The 22,825-nt window shown below is 62.0% G+C and carries 20 protein-coding genes; 17 read left to right on the forward strand and 3 right to left on the reverse strand.

Going from position 1 to position 22,825, the window contains the following annotated elements; genetic code table 11:
• Positions 1-3 precede the first annotated feature (3 nt).
• Positions 4-417, forward strand: a complete 414-nt coding sequence (locus tag APH42_RS12755) for a YbaN family protein (RefSeq protein ID WP_012270697.1) — start codon at positions 4-6, stop codon at positions 415-417.
• On the opposite strand, the gene arcD (APH42_RS12760) is transcribed toward APH42_RS12755, so the two are convergent.
• Positions 397-1,824, reverse strand: a complete 1,428-nt coding sequence (arcD, locus tag APH42_RS12760) for an arginine-ornithine antiporter (RefSeq protein WP_012270696.1) — start codon at positions 1,822-1,824, stop codon at positions 397-399. The genes APH42_RS12755 and arcD (APH42_RS12760) overlap by 21 nt on opposite strands.
• A gap of 436 nt (positions 1,825-2,260) precedes the next feature.
• On the opposite strand from arcD (APH42_RS12760), the gene arcD (APH42_RS12765) reads away from it, so the two are divergent.
• The 13 genes from arcD (APH42_RS12765) (at position 2,261) to APH42_RS12825 (ending at position 17,843) form a co-directional block, all read left to right on the forward strand.
• Complete coding sequence (gene arcD, locus APH42_RS12765; RefSeq protein ID WP_012270695.1) at positions 2,261-3,688, forward strand: arginine-ornithine antiporter; 1,428 nt, start codon at positions 2,261-2,263, stop codon at positions 3,686-3,688.
• Positions 3,689-3,721: 33 nt separating this feature from the next.
• Entirely contained in the window at positions 3,722-4,981 is a 1,260-nt protein-coding gene (arcA, locus tag APH42_RS12770; RefSeq protein ID WP_012270694.1) for an arginine deiminase, read from the forward strand.
• A 69-nt stretch (positions 4,982-5,050) separates the two neighbouring features.
• The gene (locus APH42_RS12775; RefSeq protein ID WP_012270693.1) at positions 5,051-6,061 is read left to right on the forward strand and encodes an ornithine carbamoyltransferase; all 1,011 of its coding nucleotides are present in this window, start codon (positions 5,051-5,053) and stop codon (positions 6,059-6,061) included.
• Positions 6,062-6,130: 69 nt separating this feature from the next.
• A complete protein-coding gene (arcC, locus tag APH42_RS12780; RefSeq protein WP_012270692.1) occupies positions 6,131-7,060 on the forward strand; it encodes a carbamate kinase in 930 nt (309 codons plus the stop codon).
• 56 nt (positions 7,061-7,116) lie between these two features.
• Entirely contained in the window at positions 7,117-7,485 is a 369-nt protein-coding gene (locus APH42_RS12785) for a DUF5064 family protein (protein WP_012270691.1), read from the forward strand.
• Positions 7,486-7,644: 159 nt separating this feature from the next.
• On the forward strand, positions 7,645-9,153 hold the full coding sequence (locus tag APH42_RS12790; protein WP_012270690.1) for a sigma-54-dependent transcriptional regulator: 1,509 nt from the start codon (positions 7,645-7,647) through the stop codon (positions 9,151-9,153).
• 127 nt (positions 9,154-9,280) lie between these two features.
• Complete coding sequence (gene gltS / locus APH42_RS12795; protein WP_012270689.1) at positions 9,281-10,486, forward strand: sodium/glutamate symporter; 1,206 nt, start codon at positions 9,281-9,283, stop codon at positions 10,484-10,486.
• A gap of 278 nt (positions 10,487-10,764) precedes the next feature.
• On the forward strand, positions 10,765-11,148 hold the full coding sequence (gcvH, locus tag APH42_RS12800) for a glycine cleavage system protein GcvH (RefSeq protein WP_012270688.1): 384 nt from the start codon (positions 10,765-10,767) through the stop codon (positions 11,146-11,148).
• An 11-nt stretch (positions 11,149-11,159) separates the two neighbouring features.
• Complete coding sequence (gene gcvP / locus APH42_RS12805) at positions 11,160-14,015, forward strand: aminomethyl-transferring glycine dehydrogenase (RefSeq protein ID WP_060493429.1); 2,856 nt, start codon at positions 11,160-11,162, stop codon at positions 14,013-14,015.
• Positions 14,016-14,167: 152 nt separating this feature from the next.
• Entirely contained in the window at positions 14,168-15,544 is a 1,377-nt protein-coding gene (locus APH42_RS12810) for an L-serine ammonia-lyase (protein ID WP_012270686.1), read from the forward strand.
• Positions 15,545-15,571: 27 nt separating this feature from the next.
• Positions 15,572-16,693 carry a glycine cleavage system aminomethyltransferase GcvT gene (gcvT, locus tag APH42_RS12815; protein WP_012270685.1) on the forward strand — a complete coding sequence of 374 codons (1,122 nt, stop codon included), beginning with the start codon at positions 15,572-15,574 and terminating at the stop codon, positions 16,691-16,693.
• 358 nt (positions 16,694-17,051) lie between these two features.
• Complete coding sequence (locus APH42_RS12820) at positions 17,052-17,264, forward strand: cold-shock protein (protein ID WP_012270684.1); 213 nt, start codon at positions 17,052-17,054, stop codon at positions 17,262-17,264.
• A gap of 90 nt (positions 17,265-17,354) precedes the next feature.
• Positions 17,355-17,843 (forward strand): RDD family protein, encoded by a 489-nt coding sequence (locus tag APH42_RS12825; RefSeq protein ID WP_003255094.1) that lies wholly within the window; start codon positions 17,355-17,357, stop codon positions 17,841-17,843.
• A gap of 60 nt (positions 17,844-17,903) precedes the next feature.
• Here APH42_RS12825 and lptG read toward each other — a convergent pair whose 3' ends face one another.
• Entirely contained in the window at positions 17,904-18,965 is a 1,062-nt protein-coding gene (gene lptG / locus APH42_RS12830) for an LPS export ABC transporter permease LptG (protein WP_012270683.1), read from the reverse strand.
• Positions 18,958-20,073 (reverse strand): LPS export ABC transporter permease LptF, encoded by a 1,116-nt coding sequence (gene lptF, locus APH42_RS12835; RefSeq protein ID WP_012270682.1) that lies wholly within the window; start codon positions 20,071-20,073, stop codon positions 18,958-18,960. Before lptF ends, lptG begins: the two co-directional genes overlap by 8 nt.
• A gap of 301 nt (positions 20,074-20,374) precedes the next feature.
• Between lptF and APH42_RS12845 the strand changes: the two genes are divergently transcribed.
• Genes APH42_RS12845 through APH42_RS12855 form a run of 3 tightly spaced genes read left to right on the forward strand, consistent with a single transcriptional unit; the run spans position 20,375 to position 22,716 of the window.
• Positions 20,375-21,868, forward strand: coding sequence for a leucyl aminopeptidase (locus APH42_RS12845; RefSeq protein ID WP_060493430.1), 1,494 nt, complete (start codon positions 20,375-20,377; stop codon positions 21,866-21,868).
• A gap of 48 nt (positions 21,869-21,916) precedes the next feature.
• On the forward strand, positions 21,917-22,345 hold the full coding sequence (locus tag APH42_RS12850; RefSeq protein WP_060493431.1) for a DNA polymerase III subunit chi: 429 nt from the start codon (positions 21,917-21,919) through the stop codon (positions 22,343-22,345).
• Between the two features lie 5 nt (positions 22,346-22,350).
• Positions 22,351-22,716, forward strand: a complete 366-nt coding sequence (locus APH42_RS12855; RefSeq protein ID WP_012270679.1) for a hypothetical protein — start codon at positions 22,351-22,353, stop codon at positions 22,714-22,716.
• Positions 22,717-22,825 lie beyond the last annotated feature (109 nt).

The raw sequence follows: 22,825 nt of genomic DNA on the forward strand, positions 1-22,825 counted from the left end.
AACATGACCCAACCAGCCCGCTCGAAACTCGCCCGCCTGTTGTATGGAATCCTGGCTTACGTGAGCCTCGGGGTGGGCCTGGTCGCCATCGTGATTCCCGGCTTGCCGACCACCGAGTTCATCCTGCTGGCCGCCTGGGCCGCCACGCGCAGCTCACCGCGCCTTTCGGCCTGGCTGGAGAACCACCGGTTGTTCGGGCCGATCCTGTACAACTGGCGCAACGGCAAGGTGATCCAGCGCCGGGCCAAGGTCAGCGCGACCCTCAGCATGCTGCTGTGCGCCGGGCTGATGCTGACCTTCCTTGAACACCACTGGCCAGTGTTCCTGGCTATCGCCGGCATGACCCTGGGCAACCTGTGGATCTGGTCGCGCCCGGAGCACGCCTGCCCCGCCCCATCACAAGCTCAGCAGCCCTGAATACAAGGCGTAGGCCGCCAGCGCAGCGCCCACCAGCACAGCGGCGAAAATCAGCTTTTCCCAGCTAGTGAACAGGGTCTGGCCTTGCTCATGCTTGGCCCTGGCGAACAGGATCACACCTGGGGCGTACAGCAGCGCCGACAGCAACAGGTACTTGAGCCCGCCCGCATACAGCAGCCACACGGCATACAGCAAGGCAACCAGCGCCACCAGCAAGTCCTTGCGCCGCAACCCCGGCTGCCCGGCATAGGTTTCTGCGCGCACCGCCAGCAGCACGGCATAGGCCGCCGACCACAGGTAGGGCACCAGGATCATCGACGAGGCCAGGTAGATGAGGCTGGTGTAGGTACCGGCCGAGAACAGCGTAATCAGCAGGAACCCCTGGATCATGCAGTTGGTCAGCCAAAGGGCGTTGGCTGGCACATGGTTGGCGTTTTCCTTGGCTAGAAAGCGCGGCATGGTCTTGTCCCGCGCCGTGGCAAACAGGATCTCGGCACACAGCAGCGCCCACGAAAGCAAGGCGCCGAGCAGCGAGACTGCCAGGCCGAGACTGATCAGCAAGGCGCCCCAGGGGCCGACAATATGCTCCAGCACCGAGGCCAGCGAGGGGTTCTGCAGCCCGGCCAACTCCGGCTGGGTCATCACCCCCAGCGACAACACGTTGACCAGCACCAGCAGCGCCAGTACACCGAGAAAGCCGATGACCGTGGCCTTACCCACGTCAGAACGACGCTCGGCGCGCCCGGAATACACGCTGGCGCCCTCGATGCCGATGAATACGAACACGGTCACCAGCATCATGTTGCGCACCTGCTCCAGCACGCTGCCGAACTGCGGGTTGCTGAGGCCCCAGATATCCCGGGTGAAGATATCGGCGCGGAAGGCGAATGCCGCGATCACTACAAAGATCAACAGCGGCACCACCTTGGCTACCGTGGTCACCTGGTTGATGAACGCGGCTTCCTTGATGCCTCGCAGCACCAGGAAATGCACAGACCACAGCAACAGCGAGGCGCAGCCGATGGCAATGGGCGTGTTGCCTTCGCCGAAAACGGGAAAGTAGAAGCCCAGGGTGCTGAACAGCAGTACGAAATAACCAACGTTACCCAGCCAGGCACTGATCCAGTAGCCCCAGGCCGAGGAAAAGCCCATGTACTCGCCGAAACCGGCCTTGGCATAAGCGTACACCCCTGAGTCCAGCTCGGGCTTGCGGTTGGCCAAGGTCTGGAACACGAAGGCCAGGGCCAGCATGCCAACCGCGGTGATCCCCCAGCCGATCAACACAGCCCCCACATCGGCGCGCGCGGCCATGTTCTGCGGCAGCGAGAAGATCCCGCCACCGATCATCGAGCCGACCACCAGCGCGATCAGCGCGCCCAGGCGCAGCTTCTGTCCCGGTTCGCTCATGAGCCTCCCTTTTTTCAAGCCCTGTCATGCATTTGTAACCGCTTTGCGGGCCATATAAATGTTGTTACTTATACTGTAGACGCGGGTTAAACCTATAGCACTAATAACTGCTTTGTCTATGCAGCCCTTCTCTCAAAATTAGCAGCAGTACGGCAACTAGAAAAGAAACTGATAAAACTCAAAATTCTTGTGAAAAATTTGCGAAAGCGGCAAAAGCGGCTAGTTTCAAGCTTCGCAGGCTGAACAGAGCGTTTGCTCTAGAAGGACATGGAGGTGCCAGCGCGCAAGGCCTGCAGCTTAAGCTGTCGGCACTCTCCAGGAGCACCCGTGAAGGAAATTTCCTACCTTCACATCGCCTTAAACTGACGCAAGTCAGGTTACGGCAAAGGCGTCGGATCTATTCTGTCGTCAACTTTCTCCTGGCAGGAGTTGTTAAATGTCTGATTCATCCGGAAAACTAAAGCTTGGTGCGTTAGTTGCACTTGTCGTCGGGTCGATGATTGGTGGCGGGATCTTCTCGCTGCCGCAAAACATGGCCGCCAGCGCAGGGGTTGGCGCGGTGTTGATCGGTTGGGGCATCACCGCGGTCGGCATGCTGACCCTGGCGTTCGTGTTCCAGACCTTGGCCAACCGCAAGCCTGATCTGGATGGCGGGGTATATGCCTACGCCAAGGCCGGTTTTGGCGACTACATGGGCTTCTCCTCAGCCTGGGGCTACTGGATCAGTGCCTGGCTGGGCAACGTCGGCTACTTCGTGCTGTTGTTCAGCACCTTGGGCTACTTCTTCCCAATCTTCGGTGAAGGCAACACGCCGGCCGCCATCATTGGCGCGTCGATCCTGTTGTGGGCCGTGCACTTCCTGGTATTGCGCGGTATCAAGGAGGCAGCGTTCATCAACCTGGTCACCACCGTGGCCAAAGTGGTGCCGCTGGTGCTGTTCGCCCTGATCTGCCTGTTCGCCTTCAGGCTCGATATCTTCACCGCCGACATCTGGGCCGTAGGCACACCAGAGCTTGGCAGCGTGATGAACCAGGTGCGCAACATGATGCTGGTCACCGTGTGGGTGTTCATCGGCATCGAGGGCGCGAGCATTTTCTCGTCCCGGGCGGAAAAACGCTCTGACGTGGGTAAGGCCACGGTTATCGGCTTCGTTACCGTGCTGCTGTTCCTGGTGCTGGTCAACGTGCTGTCGCTGGGCATCATGACCCAACCAGAGCTGGCCAAGCTGCAGAACCCGTCGATGGCCGCCGTGCTGGAACATGTGGTCGGCCACTGGGGCGCGGTGCTGATCAGCGTCGGCCTGATCATCTCGCTGCTGGGGGCCCTGCTGTCGTGGGTGCTGCTGTGCGCCGAGATCATGTTCGCCGCCGCCAAGGACCACACCATGCCGGAGTTCCTGCGCCGCGAGAACGCCAACCAGGTACCGGCCAACGCCCTGTGGCTGACCAACGCCATGGTGCAGATCTTCCTGGTGATCACGCTGTTCTCCAACAGCACCTACCTGTCGCTGATCTACCTCGCCACCTCGATGATCCTGGTGCCCTACCTGTGGTCGGCGGCCTACGCCTTCCTGCTGGCACTGCGCAGCGAAACCTACGAACAGGCCCTGGCCGAGCGCAAGAAAGACCTGATCATCGGCGGTATCGCCTTGTTGTACGCCGTCTGGCTGCTGTACGCCGGCGGTGTGAAATACCTGCTGCTCTCGGCCCTGCTCTACGCACCTGGCGCCATCCTGTTCGCCAAGGCCAAGCGTGAGGTAGGCCAACCTGTCTTCACCAACGTGGAAAAACTGATCTTCGCAGCCGTGGTCGTCGGCGCCCTGGTGGCAGCCTTTGGCCTGTACGACGGCTTCCTGACCCTTTGACCCACGTCTTCGTTCAATTGGAGGAATGAAACCATGTCCGCTGAAAAACAGAAGTACGGTGTCCACTCCGAAGCCGGCAAACTGCGCAAAGTGATGGTTTGCGCCCCGGGCTTGGCGCACAAGCGCCTGACGCCGAGCAACTGCGACGAACTGCTGTTCGACGATGTGATCTGGGTAGACCAGGCCAAGCGTGACCATTTCGACTTCGTCACCAAGATGCGCGAGCGTGGCGTGGATGTGCTGGAAATGCACAACCTGCTGACCGACATCGTGCAGAACAAAGAGGCCCTGAAGTGGATCCTCGACCGCAAGATCACCCCCGACACCGTCGGCGTGGGGCTGACCAACGAAGTGCGCAGCTGGCTCGAAGGCCTTGACCCGCGTCACCTGGCCGAATTCCTGATCGGTGGTGTGGCGGGCCAGGACCTGCCACAGAGCGAAGGCGCCGATGTGGTCAAGATGTACAACGACTACCTGGGCCACTCCAGCTTCATCCTGCCGCCACTGCCCAACACCCAGTTCACCCGCGACACCACCTGCTGGATCTACGGCGGCGTCACGCTGAACCCGATGTACTGGCCGGCGCGCCGCCAGGAAACCCTGCTGACCACCGCCATCTACAAGTTCCACAAGGAATTCACCGGCGCTGACTTCCAGGTGTGGTACGGCGACCCGGACAAGGACCACGGCAATGCCACCCTCGAAGGCGGTGACGTGATGCCGATCGGCAATGGCATCGTGCTCATCGGCATGGGCGAGCGCACCTCGCGCCAGGCCATTGGCCAACTGGCGCAGAACCTGTTCGCCAAGGGCGCCGTCAAGGAAGTGATCGTTGCCGGCCTGCCGAAGTCCCGCGCCGCCATGCACCTGGACACCGTGTTCAGCTTCTGCGACCGCGACCTGGTCACGGTCTTCCCGGAAGTGGTGAAAGAGATCGTGCCATTCATCATCCGCCCGGACGAAAGCAAGCCTTACGGCATGGATGTGCGCCGCATCAACAAGTCGTTCATCGAAGTGGTCGGCGAGCAGCTTGGCCTCAAGGGTGGCCTGCGCGTGGTCGAAACAGGCGGCAACAGCTTCGCCGCCGAGCGCGAACAGTGGGATGACGGCAACAACGTGGTGGCCATCGAGCCCGGCGTGGTCATCGGCTACGACCGCAACACCTACACCAACACCCTGCTGCGCAAGGCCGGCATCGAGGTCATCACCATCAGCGCCGGCGAACTGGGCCGGGGCCGGGGCGGCGGCCACTGCATGACCTGCCCGATTGTGCGCGACCCGATCGACTACTAACGACCATTACGCCCGGCCGCACCCACAAAGTGGCGGCCGGGACATCACCGGACTCAAGGAGAAACTGTCATGGCGTTCAACATTCACAACCGCAACCTGCTCAGCCTGGAACACCACACCACGCGCGAGTTGCGCTACCTGCTGGACCTGTCCCGCGACCTCAAGCGCGCCAAGTACACCGGCACCGAACAGCAGCACCTGAAGGGCAACAACATTGCCCTGATCTTCGAAAAAACCTCCACCCGTACCCGCTGCGCGTTCGAAGTGGCCGCCTATGACCAGGGCGCCAACGTTACCTATATCGACCCAAACTCTTCGCAGATCGGTCACAAGGAGAGCATGAAGGACACTGCCCGTGTGCTCGGGCGCATGTACGACGCCATCGAATACCGTGGCTTCAAGCAGGAAATCGTCGAGGAGCTGGCCAAGTTCGCCGGCGTACCGGTGTTCAACGGCCTGACCGACGAATATCACCCGACGCAGATGATCGCCGACGTGCTGACCATGCGCGAACACAGCGACAAGCCGCTGCACGACATCAGCTACGCCTACCTGGGCGACGCCCGCAACAACATGGGCAACTCGCTGCTGTTGATTGGCGCCAAGCTTGGCATGGATGTGCGCATCGCCGCGCCCAAGGCGCTGTGGCCACACGACGACCTGGTCGAACGCTGCAAGAAGTACGCTGAAGAAAGCGGCGCGCGCATCACCCTCACCGAAGATCCGAAAGCCGCGGTCAAGGGTGTGGACTTCGTGCATACCGACGTGTGGGTATCGATGGGTGAGCCGATCGAGGCCTGGGGTGAGCGCATCAAGCAGCTCAAGCCTTATCAGGTGAATGCCGAACTGATGAAGTCCACCGGCAACCCACGGACCAAGTTCATGCACTGCCTGCCGGCGTTCCACAACTCCGAAACCAAGGTCGGCAAGCAGATCGCCGAACAGTACCCAGACCTGGCCAACGGTATCGAAGTGACCGACGACGTGTTCGAGTCACCCGCCTGCATCGCCTTCGAGCAGGCGGAAAACCGCATGCACACGATCAAGGCGATCCTGGTTTCGACCCTGGCTGACCTCTGACGGCGTACCTCGCCCTCCTTGTGGGGGGCGAGGTGTACCCCTCTTCTGCAAATGCAAAGGACATTCCCCATGCGTATCGTTGTTGCATTGGGCGGCAACGCCCTGCTGCGTCGCGGCGAGCCCATGACCGCTGACAACCAGCGCGCCAATATCCGCACCGCCACCGAACAGATCGCCAAGATTCACCCCGGTAACGAGCTGGTCATCGCCCACGGCAACGGCCCGCAAGTCGGCCTGCTGTCGCTGCAGGCCCTTTCCTACAAGCCGGACGAAGCCTACCCACTGGACGTGCTGGGTGCCGAAACCGAAGGCATGATCGGCTACATGATCGAACAGGAACTGGGCAACCTGCTGGCCTTCGAGGTGCCGTTCGCCACCTTGCTGACTCAGGTGGAAGTGGACGCCAACGACCCAGCGTTCAAGGACCCGACCAAGTTCATCGGCCCGGTCTACAGCAAGGAAGAAGCCGAGCGCCTGGCCAAGGAAAAGGGCTGGGTAGTCAAGGCCGACGGCGACAAGTACCGCCGCGTGGTGGCCAGCCCGAAACCCAAGCGCATCTTCGAAATTCGCCCGATCAAGTGGCTGCTGGAAAAGAGCAGTATCGTGATTTGCGCCGGCGGTGGCGGCATCCCCACCATGTACGATGAAAACCGCAAGCTCAAAGGCATCGAGGCGGTGATCGACAAAGACCTGTGCTCGGCGCTGCTGGCCGAACAATTGGAAGCCGACCTTCTGATAATCGCCACCGACGTCGATGCAGCCTACATTGACTGGGGCAAGCCAACGCAGAAAGCCATTGCCCAGGCCCACCCGGACGAACTCGAACGCTTGGGCTTCGCTGCCGGCTCCATGGGGCCGAAGGTTCAAGCAGCCAGTGATTTCGCCCGCAATACCGGCAAGGTCGCCGTGATCAGCTCGCTGGAAAACATCGAGGACATCGTCAAGGGCACCGCCGGCACTCGGGTTTCTACCGAGAAGCCTGGGATCAGCTACCGTTGAATGCAGTCGGCGGGCTCACGGGGCCCGCCATTTTCGACCTTCCAAAGGAGCTAACCATGGCCCAGTACCACCCCGGTCATGTACACATCGAGCGCACTGCGCTGAACAATGCCGACCACAGCTACGACCTGAACATCGAGTACGAGGCCGTGTCGGACCCCAGGGAAGGCAGAGGCATTCAATTCCACATGCATGGCAGCATCGAAGGCAAACCGGTGGAAGAAAAGTTCTTCCTCCCCAAGGACCAGGTACTGCCCAGTTTCCTCATGCTGCTGACCCGCAAGGCCCAGTCGTACCTGGCGCCGCCAAAGAAGTTCGAGACCCTGAGTTCGCCACACAAGCTCTATGACTATATGTTCGCGGACATCCGCGAAAAGCTCGATGTGAAATCGGGCGACCCGATCAAACCTGAACATCTCGAGTGATTTCAGCATTTTGCGGCTGCTTTGCAGCCCAAGGCCGCTCCCACAACTGAATGCGTAAACGTTGTGGGAGTGGCCTAGTGTCGCGATAGGGCCGCAAAGCGGCCCCGGCGATGTTAAGGCATACTACCGCCCTCCCCGGCCACCACCTTTCGCCTCCCCATGCGCATCCACGTCAGCTTCATCGACCGCGTCGGCATCACCCAGGAAGTCCTCGCCCTGCTCGGTGCCCGCAACCTCAACCTGGACGCCGTGGAGATGGTCCCGCCGAACGTCTACATCGACGCCCCCACCCTCAGCCCCGCCGTGCTCGAAGAACTGCATGACGCGCTGTTCGAAGTACACGGCGTGCAGTCGGTGGACGTGGTCGACATCCTCCCCGGCCAGCGTCGCCACCTGCAACTCGATGCCCTGCTAGCGGCCATGAGCGACCCGGTGCTGGCGGTGGACAGCGCAGGCCTGGTGTTGCTGGCCAACCCGGCGCTGATCGAACTGTGCGGCCGTGAATCCGCCGGGCGCTCGGTGGATGAACTGTTTGGCGACCCTGCACTGCTGCAGGCCCTGCTGGACAACAACTTCCACCTGCCCATGCGCGAAATGCAGTTGAACGGCCAGAGCCTGCTGCTGGACGCCATGCCGATCACCAACGCCGGTGGCCTGCTGACGCTGTACCCACCTTCGCGCATGGGCGAACGCCTGTCGGCCCTGCACCACGACCACGCCGAAGGCTTCGATGCCTTGCTTGGCGAGTCGCCGGTCATACGCACCCTGAAGGCCCGCGCCCTGCGCGTGGCAGCGCTTGATGCGCCACTGCTGGTACATGGTGAAACCGGCACGGGTAAAGAGCTGGTCGCCCGCGCCTGCCATGCCATCAGCAGCCGCCATGCGGCACCGTTCCTGGCACTGAATTGCGCCGCGCTGCCCGAGAGCCTGGCCGAGAGCGAGTTGTTCGGTTACGCCCCCGGCGCCTTCACCGGCGCGCAACGCGGTGGCAAGCCCGGGCTGATGGAGTTGGCCAATCAGGGCACGGTGTTCCTTGATGAAATTGGCGAAATGTCACCGTACCTGCAGGCCAAGCTGCTGCGCTTTCTCAGCGACGGCAGCTTCCGCCGGGTGGGCGGTGACCGCGAGGTGAAGGTGGATGTGCGCATCATCAGCGCCACCCACCGCGACCTGGAGCGCATGGTTGCCGAAGGTAGCTTCCGCGAAGACCTGTTCTACCGCCTGAACGTGCTCAACCTGCAGGTGCCGCCACTGCGCGACCGTGGCCAGGACATCCTGATGCTGGCGCACTTCTTCATGCAGCAGGCTTGCACGCAGATCCAGCGCCCAGCCTGCCGGCTGACTCCGGCCACCCATTCGGCACTGCTGGCCAACCCTTGGCCGGGCAATGTGCGTCAGTTGCAGAACGTGATTTTCCGCGCGGCGGCCATCTGCGAGAGCAACCTGGTGGACATCGGCGACCTGGACATTGCGGGGACCTCGGTGGCACGCGGGCAAGAGGGTGAAGTGGCCAGCCTGGAACAGGCCGTGGGAGATTTCGAACGCGAACTGTTGCAGCGCCTGTATGCCAGTTACCCATCGACGCGGCAACTGGCCGGGCGCTTGCAAACTTCGCATACCGCCATCGCCCAGCGCTTGCGCAAATATGGAATACCCGGCAAACCCTGATAGTTATCGTCAAAACTGGCGGATGGTTCAGACTTTTCCTAACCGCGCAGCCGCAATTGACGGGAGTGCTCGCCGTAGAATGGTGACGTTGTAATTTCGCTTGTCACCCTGAACGAAGAGTACCCTGATGATTGAACTCGATTTTTACGGGACACTTGTAGCCGCCTCTTTAGTATTGCTACTGGGGCGTAGTTTGGTCGCACGAATTGGTTTCCTGCGTACTTACAATATCCCGGAGCCTGTTGCAGGCGGCCTGGTCGTTGCCTTGTCACTCTTGGCCTTGCGCAGTTTCGATGTACACGTCCAGTTTGATACCTCGCTGCAAACGCCGTTGATGTTGGCATTCTTCGCCACCATCGGCTTGAGTGCAGACTTCGCCAGCCTGAAAAAGGGCGGGCGCGTGGTGGCGGTGTTTTTGCTGGTGGTCACAGGCTTGCTGCTGGTTCAGAACGCCATGGGCATCGGCCTGGCAACAGCATTGGGGCTCGATCCGCTGATGGGCTTGCTGACCGGTTCGATCAGTTTGTCGGGGGGCCACGGTACAGGCGCTGCCTGGGGCGCAACCTTCACCGAGAGATTTGGCCTGGCTTCGGCATCCGAACTGGCAATGGCCTCTGCCACCTTCGGCCTGGTGCTGGGCGGTTTGATTGGTGGTCCCGTCGCCAGGATGTTGATCAAGCGCGTCAAGGCACCCGGTATCGAAGAAGAAGTTCCGCAGTTACCAAAGGGTTTCGAACACCCGCATAAAGAGCGCCTGATTACGCCATTTACATTTATCGAGACCCTCGCACTTATTGCCGTCAGCTTGCTGGCCGGCACACTACTTAATAGCGCATTGAAAGGCACAACATTTGAACTACCGACCTTCGTCTGCGTACTCTTCGTGGGGGTAGTGTTGCGCAACGGGCTTTCAGCAATCGGCTTTTACCGTGTATTCGAGCGGGAAGTGTCAGTAATGGGCAACGTGAGTTTGTCCCTGTTCCTGGCCATTGCCTTGATGTCGCTCAAATTGTGGGACCTGGCAGCCCTGGCCTTACCCTTCTTCATCTTGTTGGCCGTGCAGACGTTGGTCATGGCGCTATTCGCGATCTTCGTGACCTTCAGGGTGATGGGGCGCAACTACGATGCGGCAGTCCTGGCCGCAGGGCACTGCGGCTTCGGCTTGGGTGCGACGCCGACGGCCATCGCCAACATGCAGGCGGTGACCCAGCGCTACGGCGCCTCCCAGATTGCCTTTCTGGTGGTACCGATGGTGGGCGCGTTCTTCATCGACATCATCAATGTCGTCGTGATCAAGTTGTACCTGGCATTGCTCCTCCTTATCGGAGGATGAACCCGGCTCTCAAGGCTGTATCGATTTCAGTACGCCGGATTGAAATCGATACACAACCATTCAGATGCGTCTGCACAAGGGTTTGATCACAAAACCCTGTCTCTCCCCTCGCCAACTGTAGCGTTATCGTTCCACAAAAATGTCAAACGCATTGCAGAAACAATATAAGCATATGATTTATAACGATTTTTTGTGATTGGCCGCGATATTGCTTAGGGAATCGCAACCCAAGAGCGCGGAGCCACCGCGCCCAACGCCCTGCTTCCCGAGGATTCCCCATGAGCGAGTTGCGTTTCACTGAAGATCACGAATGGCTGCGCGTCGAAGCCGATGGCAGCGTCACCGTGGGCATCACCGCCTACGCCCAGAACGCCCTTGGCGATGTGGTTTTCGTGCAACTGCCCGAGTTGCAGCAGTACGAGAAAGGCAGCGAAGCGTCCACCGTTGAATCGGTAAAGGCCGCCAGCGGCGTGTACATGCCGCTGAGCGGCGAAGTGGTCGCGGTCAACGACCAGCTCGAAAACAGCCCAGAGCTGGTCAACGAAGACCCGATGGGCGAAGGCTGGTTCTTCCGCTTCAACCCGGCCGACATGAGCGAAGTCAGCGCACTGCTCGACCAGGACGCCTACGACCGCCTGATCAAAGCCAACGACGACGCTTGAGGAACTGCGCCATGACCATCAACCTCGGCACCGCCAACGAATTCATCGCCCGCCACATCGGCCCGCGCGCCGTTGACGAACAGGCCATGCTCGCCGCCCTGGGCTTCGACTCGCTGGACGCCATGACTGCCGCAGTCATCCCTGACAGCATCAAGGGCACCAGCGTGCTTGGCTCGCACGACGGCCAGAGCGAAGCCGACGCGCTCGCCGCGCTCAAGGCCATCGCCGGCAAGAACCAGCTGTTCAAAAGTTACATCGGCCAGGGCTACTACAACACCCACACTCCGGCGCCGATCCTGCGCAACCTGCTGGAAAACCCAGCCTGGTACACCGCCTACACCCCGTACCAGCCAGAAATTTCCCAGGGCCGCCTGGAAGCGCTGCTGAACTTCCAGACCTTGATCAGCGACCTGACCGGCCTGCCGATCGCCAATGCCTCGCTGCTCGACGAAGCCACTGCCGCCGCAGAGGCCATGACCTTCTGCAAGCGCCTGTCGAAGAACAAGGCCAGCCACACCTTCTTCGCCTCCGTGCACTGCCACCCGCAAACCCTGGACGTGCTGCGCACCCGCGCCGAGCCGCTGGGTATCGAGGTCGTGGTCGGCGACGAGCGCGAGCTGGGCGATGTCAGCGCCTTCTTCGGCGCCCTGCTGCAGTACCCGGCCAGCAACGGTGAAGTGTTCGACTACCGTGAAGTGGTACAGCGCTTCCACGCCGCCAACGCCTTGGTCGCCGTCGCTGCCGACCTGCTGGCGCTGACGCTGCTGACCCCTCCGGGCGAGTTCGACGCCGACGTGGCCATCGGCAGCGCCCAGCGTTTTGGCGTACCCCTGGGCTTCGGTGGCCCGCACGCGGCCTACTTCGCCACCCGCGACGCGTTCAAGCGCGACATGCCTGGCCGCCTGGTCGGCGTATCGATCGACCGCTTCGGCAAAACCGCCCTGCGCCTGGCCATGCAAACCCGCGAGCAGCACATCCGCCGCGAAAAGGCCACCAGCAACATCTGCACCGCACAGGTACTGCTGGCCAACATCGCCAGCATGTTCGCCGTGTACCACGGCCCGGCCGGCCTCAAGCGCATTGCCGAGCGTACCCATGCGCTGACCGCGATCCTGGCCGCCGGCCTGAAGGCCCTGGGCGTACCGGTAGTGGGCACCAGCGCCTTTGACACCCTGACCCTGGCCACCGGTACCGCCACCACCAGCTTGCATGACAAGGCACGCGCCCAGGGCATCAACCTGCGCCAGATCGACGCCGCCCACCTGGGCCTGTCGCTGGACGAAACCAGCAGCCAGGCGGACGTCGAGTCGCTGTGGCAGCTGTTCGCTGGTGACCAGGCACAACCTGACTTCGCCGCCCTGGCCGCCAGCACCGGCTCGCTGCTGCCCACCGCCCTGCTGCGCCAGTCGGCCATCCTCGAACACCCCGTGTTCAACCGCTATCACAGCGAAACCGAGTTGATGCGCTACCTGCGCCGCCTGGCCGACAAGGACCTGGCGCTGGACCGCAGCATGATCCCGCTGGGCTCGTGCACCATGAAGCTGAACGCCGCCAGCGAAATGATCCCGGTCACCTGGGCCGAGTTCGGCAACCTGCACCCGTTCGCCCCGGCCGAGCAGAGCCAAGGCTACCTGCAGATGACCACCGAACTGGAGGCCATGCTGTGTGCCGCCACCGGTTATGACGCAGTATCGCTGCAGCCCAACGCCGGCTCGCAGGGCGAATACGCAGGCCTGTTGGCCATCCGCGCCTATCACCGCAGCCGCGGCGAAAGCCACCGCGACATCTGCCTGATCCCATCGTCGGCCCACGGCACCAACCCGGCCACCGCACACATGGCGGGCATGCGCGTCGTAGTCACCGCTTGTGACGCCCGCGGCAACGTCGATGTCGAGGACCTGCGCGCCAAGGCCATCGAACACCGCGAGCGCCTGGCCGCGATCATGATCACCTACCCGTCGACCCACGGTGTGTTCGAGGAAGCGATCGGCGAAATCTGCGCAATCATTCACGACAACGGTGGCCAGGTGTATATCGACGGCGCCAACATGAACGCCATGGTCGGCCTGTGCGCCCCTGGCAAGTTCGGTGGCGACGTTTCCCACCTGAACCTGCACAAGACCTTCTGCATCCCGCACGGTGGCGGCGGCCCGGGCGTCGGCCCGATTGGCGTCAAGTCGCACCTGGCGCCGTTCCTGCCTGGTCACGCGAAACTGGAAAACACCGAAGGTGCGGTGTGCGCCGCACCGTTCGGCAGCGCCAGCATCCTGCCGATCACCTGGATGTACATCCGCATGATGGGCGGTGCCGGCCTCAAGCGTGCCTCGCAGATGGCGATCCTCAATGCCAACTACATCGCCCGCCGCCTGGAAGAGCACTATCCTGTTCTGTATACCGGCGGTAATGGCCTGGTGGCTCACGAGTGCATCCTCGACCTGCGCCCGCTGAAGGACACCAGCGGCATCAGCGTCGACGACGTGGCCAAGCGCCTGATCGACTTCGGCTTCCATGCCCCGACCATGTCCTTCCCGGTGGCAGGCACGCTGATGATCGAACCGACCGAAAGCGAGTCCAAGGAAGAACTCGACCGTTTCTGCAACGCGATGATCCAGATCCGCGAAGAAATTCGCGCGGTCGAGAACGGTAGCCTGGACAAGGACGACAACCCGCTGAAAAACGCCCCGCACACGGCGGCCGAGCTGGTTGGCGAATGGGCCCATGGCTACAGCCGCGAACAGGCGGTGTACCCGCTGCCGAGCCTGGTGGAAGGCAAATACTGGCCGCCAGTCGGCCGGGTCGACAACGTGTTCGGCGACCGTAACCTGGTATGCGCCTGCCCGTCGATCGAGAGCTATCAGGACGCCTGATAGCTTTCGGGCCCGTTCCCTGAGTTGAGGTGTGGGCCTCTGTGGGAGCGGGTTTACCCGCGAATGCGATGGTGGCTTTACCGCCGCATTCGCGGGTAAACCCGCTCCCACAGGGTTCACCGTCCGTCCTGAAACCCTGGCAGGAGGTCACCATGTCATTGAGTGTCTTCGACCTGTTCAAGATCGGCATCGGCCCCTCCAGTTCACACACAGTCGGCCCGATGCGTGCCGCTGCGCGCTTTGCCGAAGGGCTGCGCCGTGACGGCCTGCTTGCCAGCACCGCCAGCGTCAGGGCCGAGCTGTATGGCTCACTGGGCGCCACCGGCAAGGGCCATGGCAGTGACAAGGCCGTGCTGCTGGGCCTTGAAGGCGAACACCCAGACATTATCGACACCGACAGCATCCCGGCTCGGCTGCAGGCCATCCGCGACAGCGGCCGCATCAACCTGCTGGGCGAGCACAGCATTGCGTTCATCGAAAAGCAGCACCTTGCGATGATCCGCAAGCCGCTGGACTACCATCCCAATGGCATGATCTTCCGCGCGTTCGACGAGGCCGGCCTGCAAATCCGCAGCCGCGAGTACTACTCGGTGGGCGGCGGTTTCGTGGTGGATGAGGACGCCGCCGGCCATGACCGCATCGTCGAGGACAGCACCGTGCTGGCCTACCCCTTCAAAACGGCCAAGGAACTGCTAGGCCATTGCTCTGCAATGCAACTGTCAGTCAGCCAAGTGATGTTGGCCAACGAGGCCGCCTGGCGCCCAGAGGCAGAAACCCGCGCCGGGCTGCTGCGCATCTGGCAGGTGATGCAGGATTGCGTCGAAGCCGGTTGCCAGCACGAAGGTATCTTGCCAGGAGGGCTCAAGGTAAAACGCCGGGCACCAGCCCTGTACCGCCAACTGAGCCGCCACCCGGAGGCCAGCCTGCGTGACGCCCTGTCGGTGCTTGACTGGGTCAATCTCTACGCTTTGGCGGTGAACGAGGAAAACGCCTATGGCGGGCGTGTGGTTACCGCCCCCACCAACGGTGCGGCGGGCATCGTCCCGGCGGTACTGCACTACTACATGCGTTTCGTGCCGGGCGCCAGCGAGGACGGGGTGGTGCGCTTTCTGCTCACCGCTGCGGCCATCGGCATCCTGTACAAGGAAAACGCCTCCATATCCGGCGCCGAAGTGGGCTGCCAGGGAGAAGTCGGCGTCGCCTGTTCGATGGCCGCCGGGGCGTTGTGCGAAGTGATGGGCGGCAGCGTGCAGCAGGTGGAGAACGCCGCCGAAATCGGCATGGAACACAACCTGGGCCTGACCTGCGACCCGATCGGAGGCCTCGTGCAGGTGCCCTGCATCGAACGCAATGCCATGGGTTCGGTGAAAGCCATCAACGCGGTGCGCATGGCCTTGCGCGGGGACGGCCAGCACTTCGTGTCCCTCGACAAGGTCATCCGCACCATGCGCCAGACTGGCGCCGACATGAAAAGCAAATACAAAGAGACCGCCCGAGGCGGCCTGGCCGTCAACATCATCGAATGTTGACCCGACAACAACAGCAAGGAGTCACCGATGTCCGAAACACTGCTCAAGACCCCACTGCATGCCCTGCACCTGGAATTGGGGGCGCGCATGGTGCCGTTCGCCGGCTACGACATGCCAGTGCAGTACCCGCTGGGCGTGCTCAAGGAACACCTGCACACCCGCGAGCAGGCCGGCCTGTTCGATGTCTCGCACATGGGCCAGATCATCCTGCGCGGCGCCGATGCCGCCAAGGCCTTGGAAAGCCTGGTGCCAGTGGACATCATCGACCTGCCGGTGGGCATGCAACGCTATGCCATGTTCACCAATGAACAAGGCGGTATCCTTGACGACCTGATGGTGGCCAACCTGGGCGACGACACCCTGTTCCTGGTGGTGAACGCCGCTTGCAAGGACCAGGACCTGGCCCACCTGCAAACGCACATCGGCGGCCGTTGCGAGGTGCAGCCATTGTTCGAGCAGCGTGCCCTGCTCGCCCTGCAAGGGCCGGCAGCGGTCAAGGTGCTTGAGCGCCTGGCCCCGGAAGTGGCCGGCATGACCTTCATGCAGTTCCGCCCGGTGAAACTGCTGGGTGAAGACTGCTTCGTCAGCCGCTCGGGCTACACCGGCGAAGACGGCTACGAGATTTCGGTACCGGTCCAAGGCGCCGAAGCTTTGGCCCGCCGCCTGCTGGCCGAGCCGGAAGTACAACCTATCGGCCTGGGCGCGCGCGACTCGCTGCGCCTGGAAGCCGGCCTGTGCCTGTATGGCCATGACATGAATACCGAGACCACTCCGATCGAAGCCAGTCTGCTGTGGGCGATTTCCAAAGTGCGCCGTGCCGAGGGTGCGCGTGCTGCAGGGTTCCCTGGCGCCGAGGCAATCTTCGCCCACCAGCGCGAGGGAGTGGCGCGCAAACGTGTCGGGCTGTTGCCACAAGAACGTACCCCAGTACGTGAAGGGGCGGACATTGTCGATGCAAACGATAAACCGGTAGGTAAAGTGTGCAGCGGTGGCTTTGGCCCGACACTCGGCGCCCCTGTTGCAATGGGTTATATCGAGAGTGAACATGCTGCACTCGACACCCCCCTGTTTGCCGTAGTACGCGGCAAGAAGGTTGCCTTGAAAGTCAGCAAAATGCCTTTCGTGGCACAACGTTACTACCGTGGTTGAAACGGTTCTGTGAAGGTTGCGGGCAGGTTCGACATATTCGTTTTCGAACCTTCCCAATAACTTTTGAACATGGCGCCAGGCCAGGCGCCACGCCGTTTCCGACAAAGCGGTCGGTTATCGGCAGACGGTCATTTTTCCATACGACCAAGGGCTTGTTTTTCGCTCGGGAGTTGGCGTAGAGTCACTGCACTGTGTTTGCATGGGTCGCAACAGTTCGTGACCTGGGCCAGTAGCCGAGATTTGCTACAACCCGTTCGACGTCTCTTACTTTCCTGCAACCCAGCCCAGTAATCTTTCGCTTACAAACAAGTGCGAAAGTAACTGTCATCAAAATTCAAGCTTCATAGGAAATAAGACAATGGCTGAGCGTCAGAACGGTACCGTCAAGTGGTTTAACGACGAGAAAGGTTACGGTTTCATCACCCCAGAAAGCGGTGCTGATCTGTTCGTGCACTTCCGTGCTATCGAAGGCAACGGTTTCAAAAGCCTGAAAGAAGGCCAGAAGGTTACCTTCGTAGCCGTCCAGGGCCAGAAAGGCCTGCAGGCTGACCAGGTTCAGGTCGTCGCATAAGCGAATACCAGACACCCAAAAGCCCCTGCCAAGTGCAGGGGCTTTTTTTTGCCCGTAGAATAGCGGCTTCGTCTTCTGGAGCCGTCCTGCATGTCCAAGCCTCTGCTCACACCCCAGGGTGATTTTCCGCCGGTCGGCCTGGGCCGGCGCCTGGCGGCGATGTTCTATGACTTTCTGCTGTGTACGGCACTGCTGATCGTAACCGCTGGTGCCTACAAGATGATCCAGATGTCGATTATCGGCGAGGCGCGTATGCGCGAGCTGACCGAGGCCGGCGCACTGGATGGCGACCCTCTGCTGTCAACGGTGTTGCTGTTCGCCCTGTTCGGCTTCTTTGCCAAGTTCTGGACCCACGGTGGGCAGACCCTGGGCATGCAGGTGTGGGGTGTGCGGGTGCAGAACGCCGATGGCTCGGCCATCAGCCTGTGGCAGGCGCTGTTGCGCTTTGTGGTATCGATCGCCTCATGGCTGTGCCTGGGGCTGGGTTTTTTCTGGGTGCTGATCGACAAGCGCAAGCGCGGTTGGCATGACATCTACTCGGAAAGCCAACTGGTGCGGGTGCCGAAGCAGAAGAAATGACCCAGAACGGGCCTACGAAAAAGCCGACCCTAGGGTCGGCTTTTTATGCAGCTCAGGCCATCAACCCGCTCGGCGCAACAACCACACACCCGCCAGCGCACAGATGCCTGCCGGGATCACCACCGCCAGCAGCGGCGGGAAGCCGAACACCTGGCTCGAAGGCCCCAGCAAGTCCTGGCCGATGCGGAACACGAAGCCCACCAGTACACCGGTGAACACGCGCTGGCCAAGCGTCACCGAACGCAGCGGGCCAAAGATGAACGAGATCGCCATCAGCACCAGTGCCGCCGTCACCATCGGCTGCAGCACCTTGGTCCAGAACGCCAGCCAATAACGGGCGTTGTTCAGGCCCTGGTCGGACAAGTAGTGGATGTAGTCCCACAGCCCGGTGATCGACAGCGACTCCGGCGCCAGAATCACGGTATTGAGCAGTTCTGGCGTGAGCGAAACGTCCCAGCGCTCCTGCGGCGCGTTGACCACTTCGGTGTGGTCGCCACGGAAGTAGGTGGTGCGCACGTCAGCCAGCAGCCAGTGGTCGTCCTGGTACTGCGCGCGGCGGGCGAAGCTCGAGGTGACGATCTTGCGCTCGTTGTCGAAGCGGTAGCGGGTTACACCCAGCAGCAGGCCGTTGGGCTGCACGGCGTTGATGTGCACGTATTCCTCGCCCTGGCGGTGCCACATGCCGCGTTTGGAGCTTTGCGCTTCACCGCCACCCTGGGCCAGGGAACGGTCGGCCTGGGCCTTGTTCTCGGTCACCGGTGCCACGTACTCGCCAATCAGCAGGCCAACCAGCATCAGCACCAGCATCGGCTTCATCACCGCCCAGACGATACGGCCGATGGAAACACCCGCCGCACGCATGATGGTCAGTTCGCTGCTGCTGGCCAGGCTACCCAGGCCGATCAGGCAGCCGATCAATGCCGCCATCGGCAGCATTTCGTACAGCCGCCGTGGTGCGGTAAGCAGGACGAAGTTGCCCGCTTCCATCACCGTGTAGGTGTCACTCAGGTCGCTCATCTCATCGATGAAGGCGAACAGCGAGGCCAGGCCGAGGATGATCCCCAGCACAGCCAGAATGGCCATCAGCACGCTCTGGCCGATGTAGCGGTCGAGCTTAGCCATGGGCCACCTCCGCACGGCGAGCGGCGCGTTTGAGGCGCAGAGGCTCCCAGTACATCAGACCAAGGCCGATCAGCAGGAACAGGCCGTGGACCCACCACATGCCCAGGGCGATCGGCAGTTTGCCCTTCTCGAGGGCGCCGCGTACGGAAATCAGCATTGTCAGGTAGGCCATGTACAGAAGAATTGCTGGCAACAGCTTCAGGAAGCGGCCTTGTCGCGGGTTGACCCGTGACAGCGGCACCGCCAACAAGGTAACGACAAACACCAGGATCGGCAGCGATATCCGCCATTGCAGTTCGGCGCGCTCACGCAGGCCTTTCTTGCCAATCAGCTCGGAGGTAGGGATAGCTTCGCGCTCGGTTACCTCCTCGGCGACTTCCGGTTTGGGCAGCAGCACGCCGTAAGTGTCGTACTTGATAGCACGGTAGTCGGCCTGGCCCGGGTTGCCGTCGTAGCGGTAGCCGTTCTCCAGGACCAGGTAGCGGTTGCCGTCGGCCTGGATCTCCTGGTGGCCTTTCTCGGCGACCAGCACCGACGGGGCACGGTCCTTGGTCTTGTCCTGGTTGAAGCGCTTCTCGGAGATGAACACCCCAGCCAGGTTGATGCGGTCATCCGACAGTTGCTCGGTGTAGGTTACCCGCGAGCCATCACGCAATGTCTGGAAGCGGCCCGGCACCAGGGTGTCGAACTCGGTCAGGGCATCCTGCTGGCTGATGATCTGCTGCACCTGGGCTACGCCCAGCGGTGCCAGGCTCAGGCTCAGCCAGGCCACCAGCAGGGCGACCAGGGCGGCCGGCGCCATGGTCAGGCCCAGCAAGCGCTGCTGGCTCATGCCCGTGGCCGACAGTACGGTCATCTCGCTTTCCAGGTACAGGCGCCCGTAAGCCAGAAGAATGCCGAGGAACAGCCCCAGCGGCAGGATCAGCTGCAGGAAGCCCGGCAGGCGGAAGCCCATGATCAGGAACAGCACACCCGGATCGAGCACGCCTTGGGCAGCCTGGGCCAGGTACTTGATGAAGCGCCCGCTCATGATGATCACCAGCAGCACAGCGCTGACGGCGCTCAAGGTCACCAGGACCTCGCGGGACAGATAACGAAAGACGATCAAACCAGACACTCCTGGGTTGTCAGGGCGGACTGCCATGCAATGGCGCCAAACAATGACTTAGTACATCCAAGACCAATGCCGGTTCGCCAAAGGCGAACCTCCATGTAAAGTGCGCGCATTATCCTGTGATTGGCCGCCCCTGTCACTTGGCCGCGCATGAAGGTGCACAACGGGGTTGTCAGCACGCTTGCCGCAGGCTCAAACTGGCAGCTTTTCTGCTGGTGCGCGACGACGCGGCCAGGCCCGTCCAGAGCGCTGGAACGCACAGCGCCATACGTATCGATCATTCGGGGACCCTGACATGGAACTGGTTGTAAAAAGCGTAGCTGCTGCATCCGTAAAAACCGCCACGCTGGTCATTCCGGTAGGTGAAAATCGCAAGCTCGGCGCTGTTGCCAAGGCAGTCGACCAGGCCAGCGAAGGCGCCATCAGCGCCGTGCTCAAGCGCGGCGACCTGGCCGGCAAGCCGGGGCAGACCTTGCTGCTGCAGAACCTCGCGGGCCTGAAGGCCGAGCGCGTGCTGCTGGTTGGCAGTGGCAAGGAAGAAGCCCTGGGTGATCGCGCCTGGCGCAAACTGGTTGCCAGTGTCGCTGGCGTACTCAAGGGCCTGAACGGCGCTGATGCCGTACTGGCTCTGGACGATATCGCTGTCAGCAACCGCGACGCCCACTACGGCAAGTACCGCCTGCTGGCTGAAACCCTGCTCGACGGCGAGTATGTGTTCGATCGTTTCAAAAGCCAGAAGGCCGAGCCACGCGCCCTGAAAAAGGTCACCCTGCTGGCCGACAAGGCCGGCCAGGCCGAAGTCGAGCGCGCGGTCAAGCACGCCAGCGCCATCGCCACCGGCATGGCCTTCACCCGCGACCTCGGTAACCTGCCGCCCAACCTTTGCCACCCAAGCTTCCTGGCCGAACAGGCCAAGGACCTGGGCAAGGCGCACAAAGGCCTCAAGGTTGAAGTGCTGGACGAGAAAAAGATCAAGGACCTGGGCATGGGCGCTTTCTACGCCGTGGGCCAGGGCAGCGACCAGCCGCCACGCCTGATCGTGCTCAATTATCAGGGCGGCAAGAAGGCCGACAAGCCGTTCGTGCTGGTCGGTAAAGGCATTACCTTCGATACCGGCGGCATCAGCCTCAAGCCAGGCGCCGGCATGGACGAAATGAAATACGACATGTGCGGCGCCGCCAGCGTGTTCGGCACCCTGCATGCCGTGCTCGAGCTGCAACTGCCGATCAACCTGGTGTGCCTGCTGGCCTGCGCCGAGAACATGCCAAGTGGCGGCGCCACCCGCCCGGGTGACATCGTCACCACCATGAGCGGCCAGACCGTGGAAATTCTCAACACCGACGCCGAAGGCCGCCTGGTGCTGTGCGATACCCTGACCTACGCCGAACGCTTCAAGCCACAGGCGGTGATCGACATCGCCACCCTGACCGGCGCCTGCATCGTTGCCCTGGGCAGCCACACCTCCGGCCTGATGGGCAACAATGACGACCTGGTCGGCCAGTTGCTCGATGCCGGCAAGCGCGCCGACGACCGTGCCTGGCAGCTGCCGCTGTTCGACGAATACCAGGAGCAGTTGGACAGCCCGTTCGCCGACATGGGCAACATCGGCGGGCCGAAGGCCGGTACCATCACCGCTGGCTGCTTCCTGTCGCGCTTCGCCAAGGCCTACAACTGGGCGCACATGGACATCGCCGGCACCGCCTGGGTAAGCGGCGGCAAGGACAAGGGCGCCACTGGCCGCCCGGTCCCCCTGCTGACCCAGTACCTGCTGGACCGCGCTGGCGCCTGACGCCGTGAAGCCGGTGGTGCCCTGCGCCACCGGCCGGCGAGACCAACCATGAGCAAAGTCGACTTCTACATCTTGCCCACCGACTCGCTGTCGGCGCGGCTCGATTTCGCCTGCAAACTGTGCGAAAAAGCCTGGCGCCTCGGCCACCGTGTTTATCTGCACTGCCAGGATACTGAACAGCGCAGCGAGCTGGACCAGCGCTTATGGCGTTTCAAGGGCGAGGCGTTCGTGCCCCACGACCTGGCCGAAGTGCATGCCGATGCTGACGTGGCCCTGGGCCTGGCTGACAACGCAGGCGAGCACCACGACCTGCTGATCAACCTGGGCGCCAGCGTGCCGGGTTTTGTCGGCCAGTTCGAGCGGGTAGCCGAAATCGTCGTCGAAGAGCCTGGTATCCGCCAATCAGCCCGTGAGCGATTCCGTTTCTACCGTGAACAGGGCTATGCTCTGCAAGACCACCGCTTACAGCGACTTTGACGACGATGGACAAGCCCTCCCCTTTGCCCGACTCCGCCCACCTGCTCGATGACCTTGAGTCGATCCGCCAGCTGCTTGGCGACGCCGACCTGCAACCGCCGCTGCTGACCGAGACGGTAGAGCAGATCCCGTTGCTGCTGGAAGAGCCTGCCGGCAAACCTGCCCCTGTTGCCGAACCGGTAGCTGTAGAACCCGAGGAAGACCCGCAGACCCGCCGCCAGGACACCCTGCTGCACCTGGAAAGCGAGCTGCGGGCGGCTGCGCAGTTGATCATGCAGGACGTGATCAACGACTTTACCCCGCACATCGAGAACGAGATCAAGCGCCGGCTGGATGCGCGGATCGAGCGGTTGATCAAGCGTTCGGAGTGACCTTCGCGACACAAGGCCGCTGCCACAGGAGGAAGGCGTTCATCTGTGGCAGCAGCCTTGTGTCGCGAAAGGGCTGCAAAGCAGCCCCCGGCCTGTCGCCTAAACCCTG

It is taken from the genome of Pseudomonas sp. NBRC 111140, from assembly GCF_001320885.1.
Lineage (GTDB): Bacteria > Pseudomonadota > Gammaproteobacteria > Pseudomonadales > Pseudomonadaceae > Aquipseudomonas > Aquipseudomonas putida_P.

Excerpts from the sequence above, each read along its gene's own strand:
- APH42_RS12755 (WP_012270697.1), top strand. The coding sequence starts at position 4 with ATGACCCAACCAGCCCGCTCGAAACTCGCCCGCCTGTTGTATGGAATC.
- arcD (WP_012270696.1), bottom strand. The coding sequence starts at position 1,824 with ATGAGCGAACCGGGACAGAAGCTGCGCCTGGGCGCGCTGATCGCGCTG.
- arcD (WP_012270695.1), top strand. The coding sequence starts at position 2,261 with ATGTCTGATTCATCCGGAAAACTAAAGCTTGGTGCGTTAGTTGCACTT.
- arcA (WP_012270694.1), top strand. The coding sequence starts at position 3,722 with ATGTCCGCTGAAAAACAGAAGTACGGTGTCCACTCCGAAGCCGGCAAA.
- APH42_RS12775 (WP_012270693.1), top strand. The coding sequence starts at position 5,051 with ATGGCGTTCAACATTCACAACCGCAACCTGCTCAGCCTGGAACACCAC.
- arcC (WP_012270692.1), top strand. The coding sequence starts at position 6,131 with ATGCGTATCGTTGTTGCATTGGGCGGCAACGCCCTGCTGCGTCGCGGC.
- APH42_RS12785 (WP_012270691.1), top strand. The coding sequence starts at position 7,117 with ATGGCCCAGTACCACCCCGGTCATGTACACATCGAGCGCACTGCGCTG.
- APH42_RS12790 (WP_012270690.1), top strand. The coding sequence starts at position 7,645 with ATGCGCATCCACGTCAGCTTCATCGACCGCGTCGGCATCACCCAGGAA.
- gltS (WP_012270689.1), top strand. The coding sequence starts at position 9,281 with ATGATTGAACTCGATTTTTACGGGACACTTGTAGCCGCCTCTTTAGTA.
- gcvH (WP_012270688.1), top strand. The coding sequence starts at position 10,765 with ATGAGCGAGTTGCGTTTCACTGAAGATCACGAATGGCTGCGCGTCGAA.
- gcvP (WP_060493429.1), top strand. The coding sequence starts at position 11,160 with ATGACCATCAACCTCGGCACCGCCAACGAATTCATCGCCCGCCACATC.
- APH42_RS12810 (WP_012270686.1), top strand. The coding sequence starts at position 14,168 with ATGTCATTGAGTGTCTTCGACCTGTTCAAGATCGGCATCGGCCCCTCC.
- gcvT (WP_012270685.1), top strand. The coding sequence starts at position 15,572 with ATGTCCGAAACACTGCTCAAGACCCCACTGCATGCCCTGCACCTGGAA.
- APH42_RS12820 (WP_012270684.1), top strand. The coding sequence starts at position 17,052 with ATGGCTGAGCGTCAGAACGGTACCGTCAAGTGGTTTAACGACGAGAAA.
- APH42_RS12825 (WP_003255094.1), top strand. The coding sequence starts at position 17,355 with ATGTCCAAGCCTCTGCTCACACCCCAGGGTGATTTTCCGCCGGTCGGC.
- lptG (WP_012270683.1), bottom strand. The coding sequence starts at position 18,965 with ATGGCTAAGCTCGACCGCTACATCGGCCAGAGCGTGCTGATGGCCATT.
- APH42_RS12845 (WP_060493430.1), top strand. The coding sequence starts at position 20,375 with ATGGAACTGGTTGTAAAAAGCGTAGCTGCTGCATCCGTAAAAACCGCC.
- APH42_RS12850 (WP_060493431.1), top strand. The coding sequence starts at position 21,917 with ATGAGCAAAGTCGACTTCTACATCTTGCCCACCGACTCGCTGTCGGCG.
- APH42_RS12855 (WP_012270679.1), top strand. The coding sequence starts at position 22,351 with ATGGACAAGCCCTCCCCTTTGCCCGACTCCGCCCACCTGCTCGATGAC.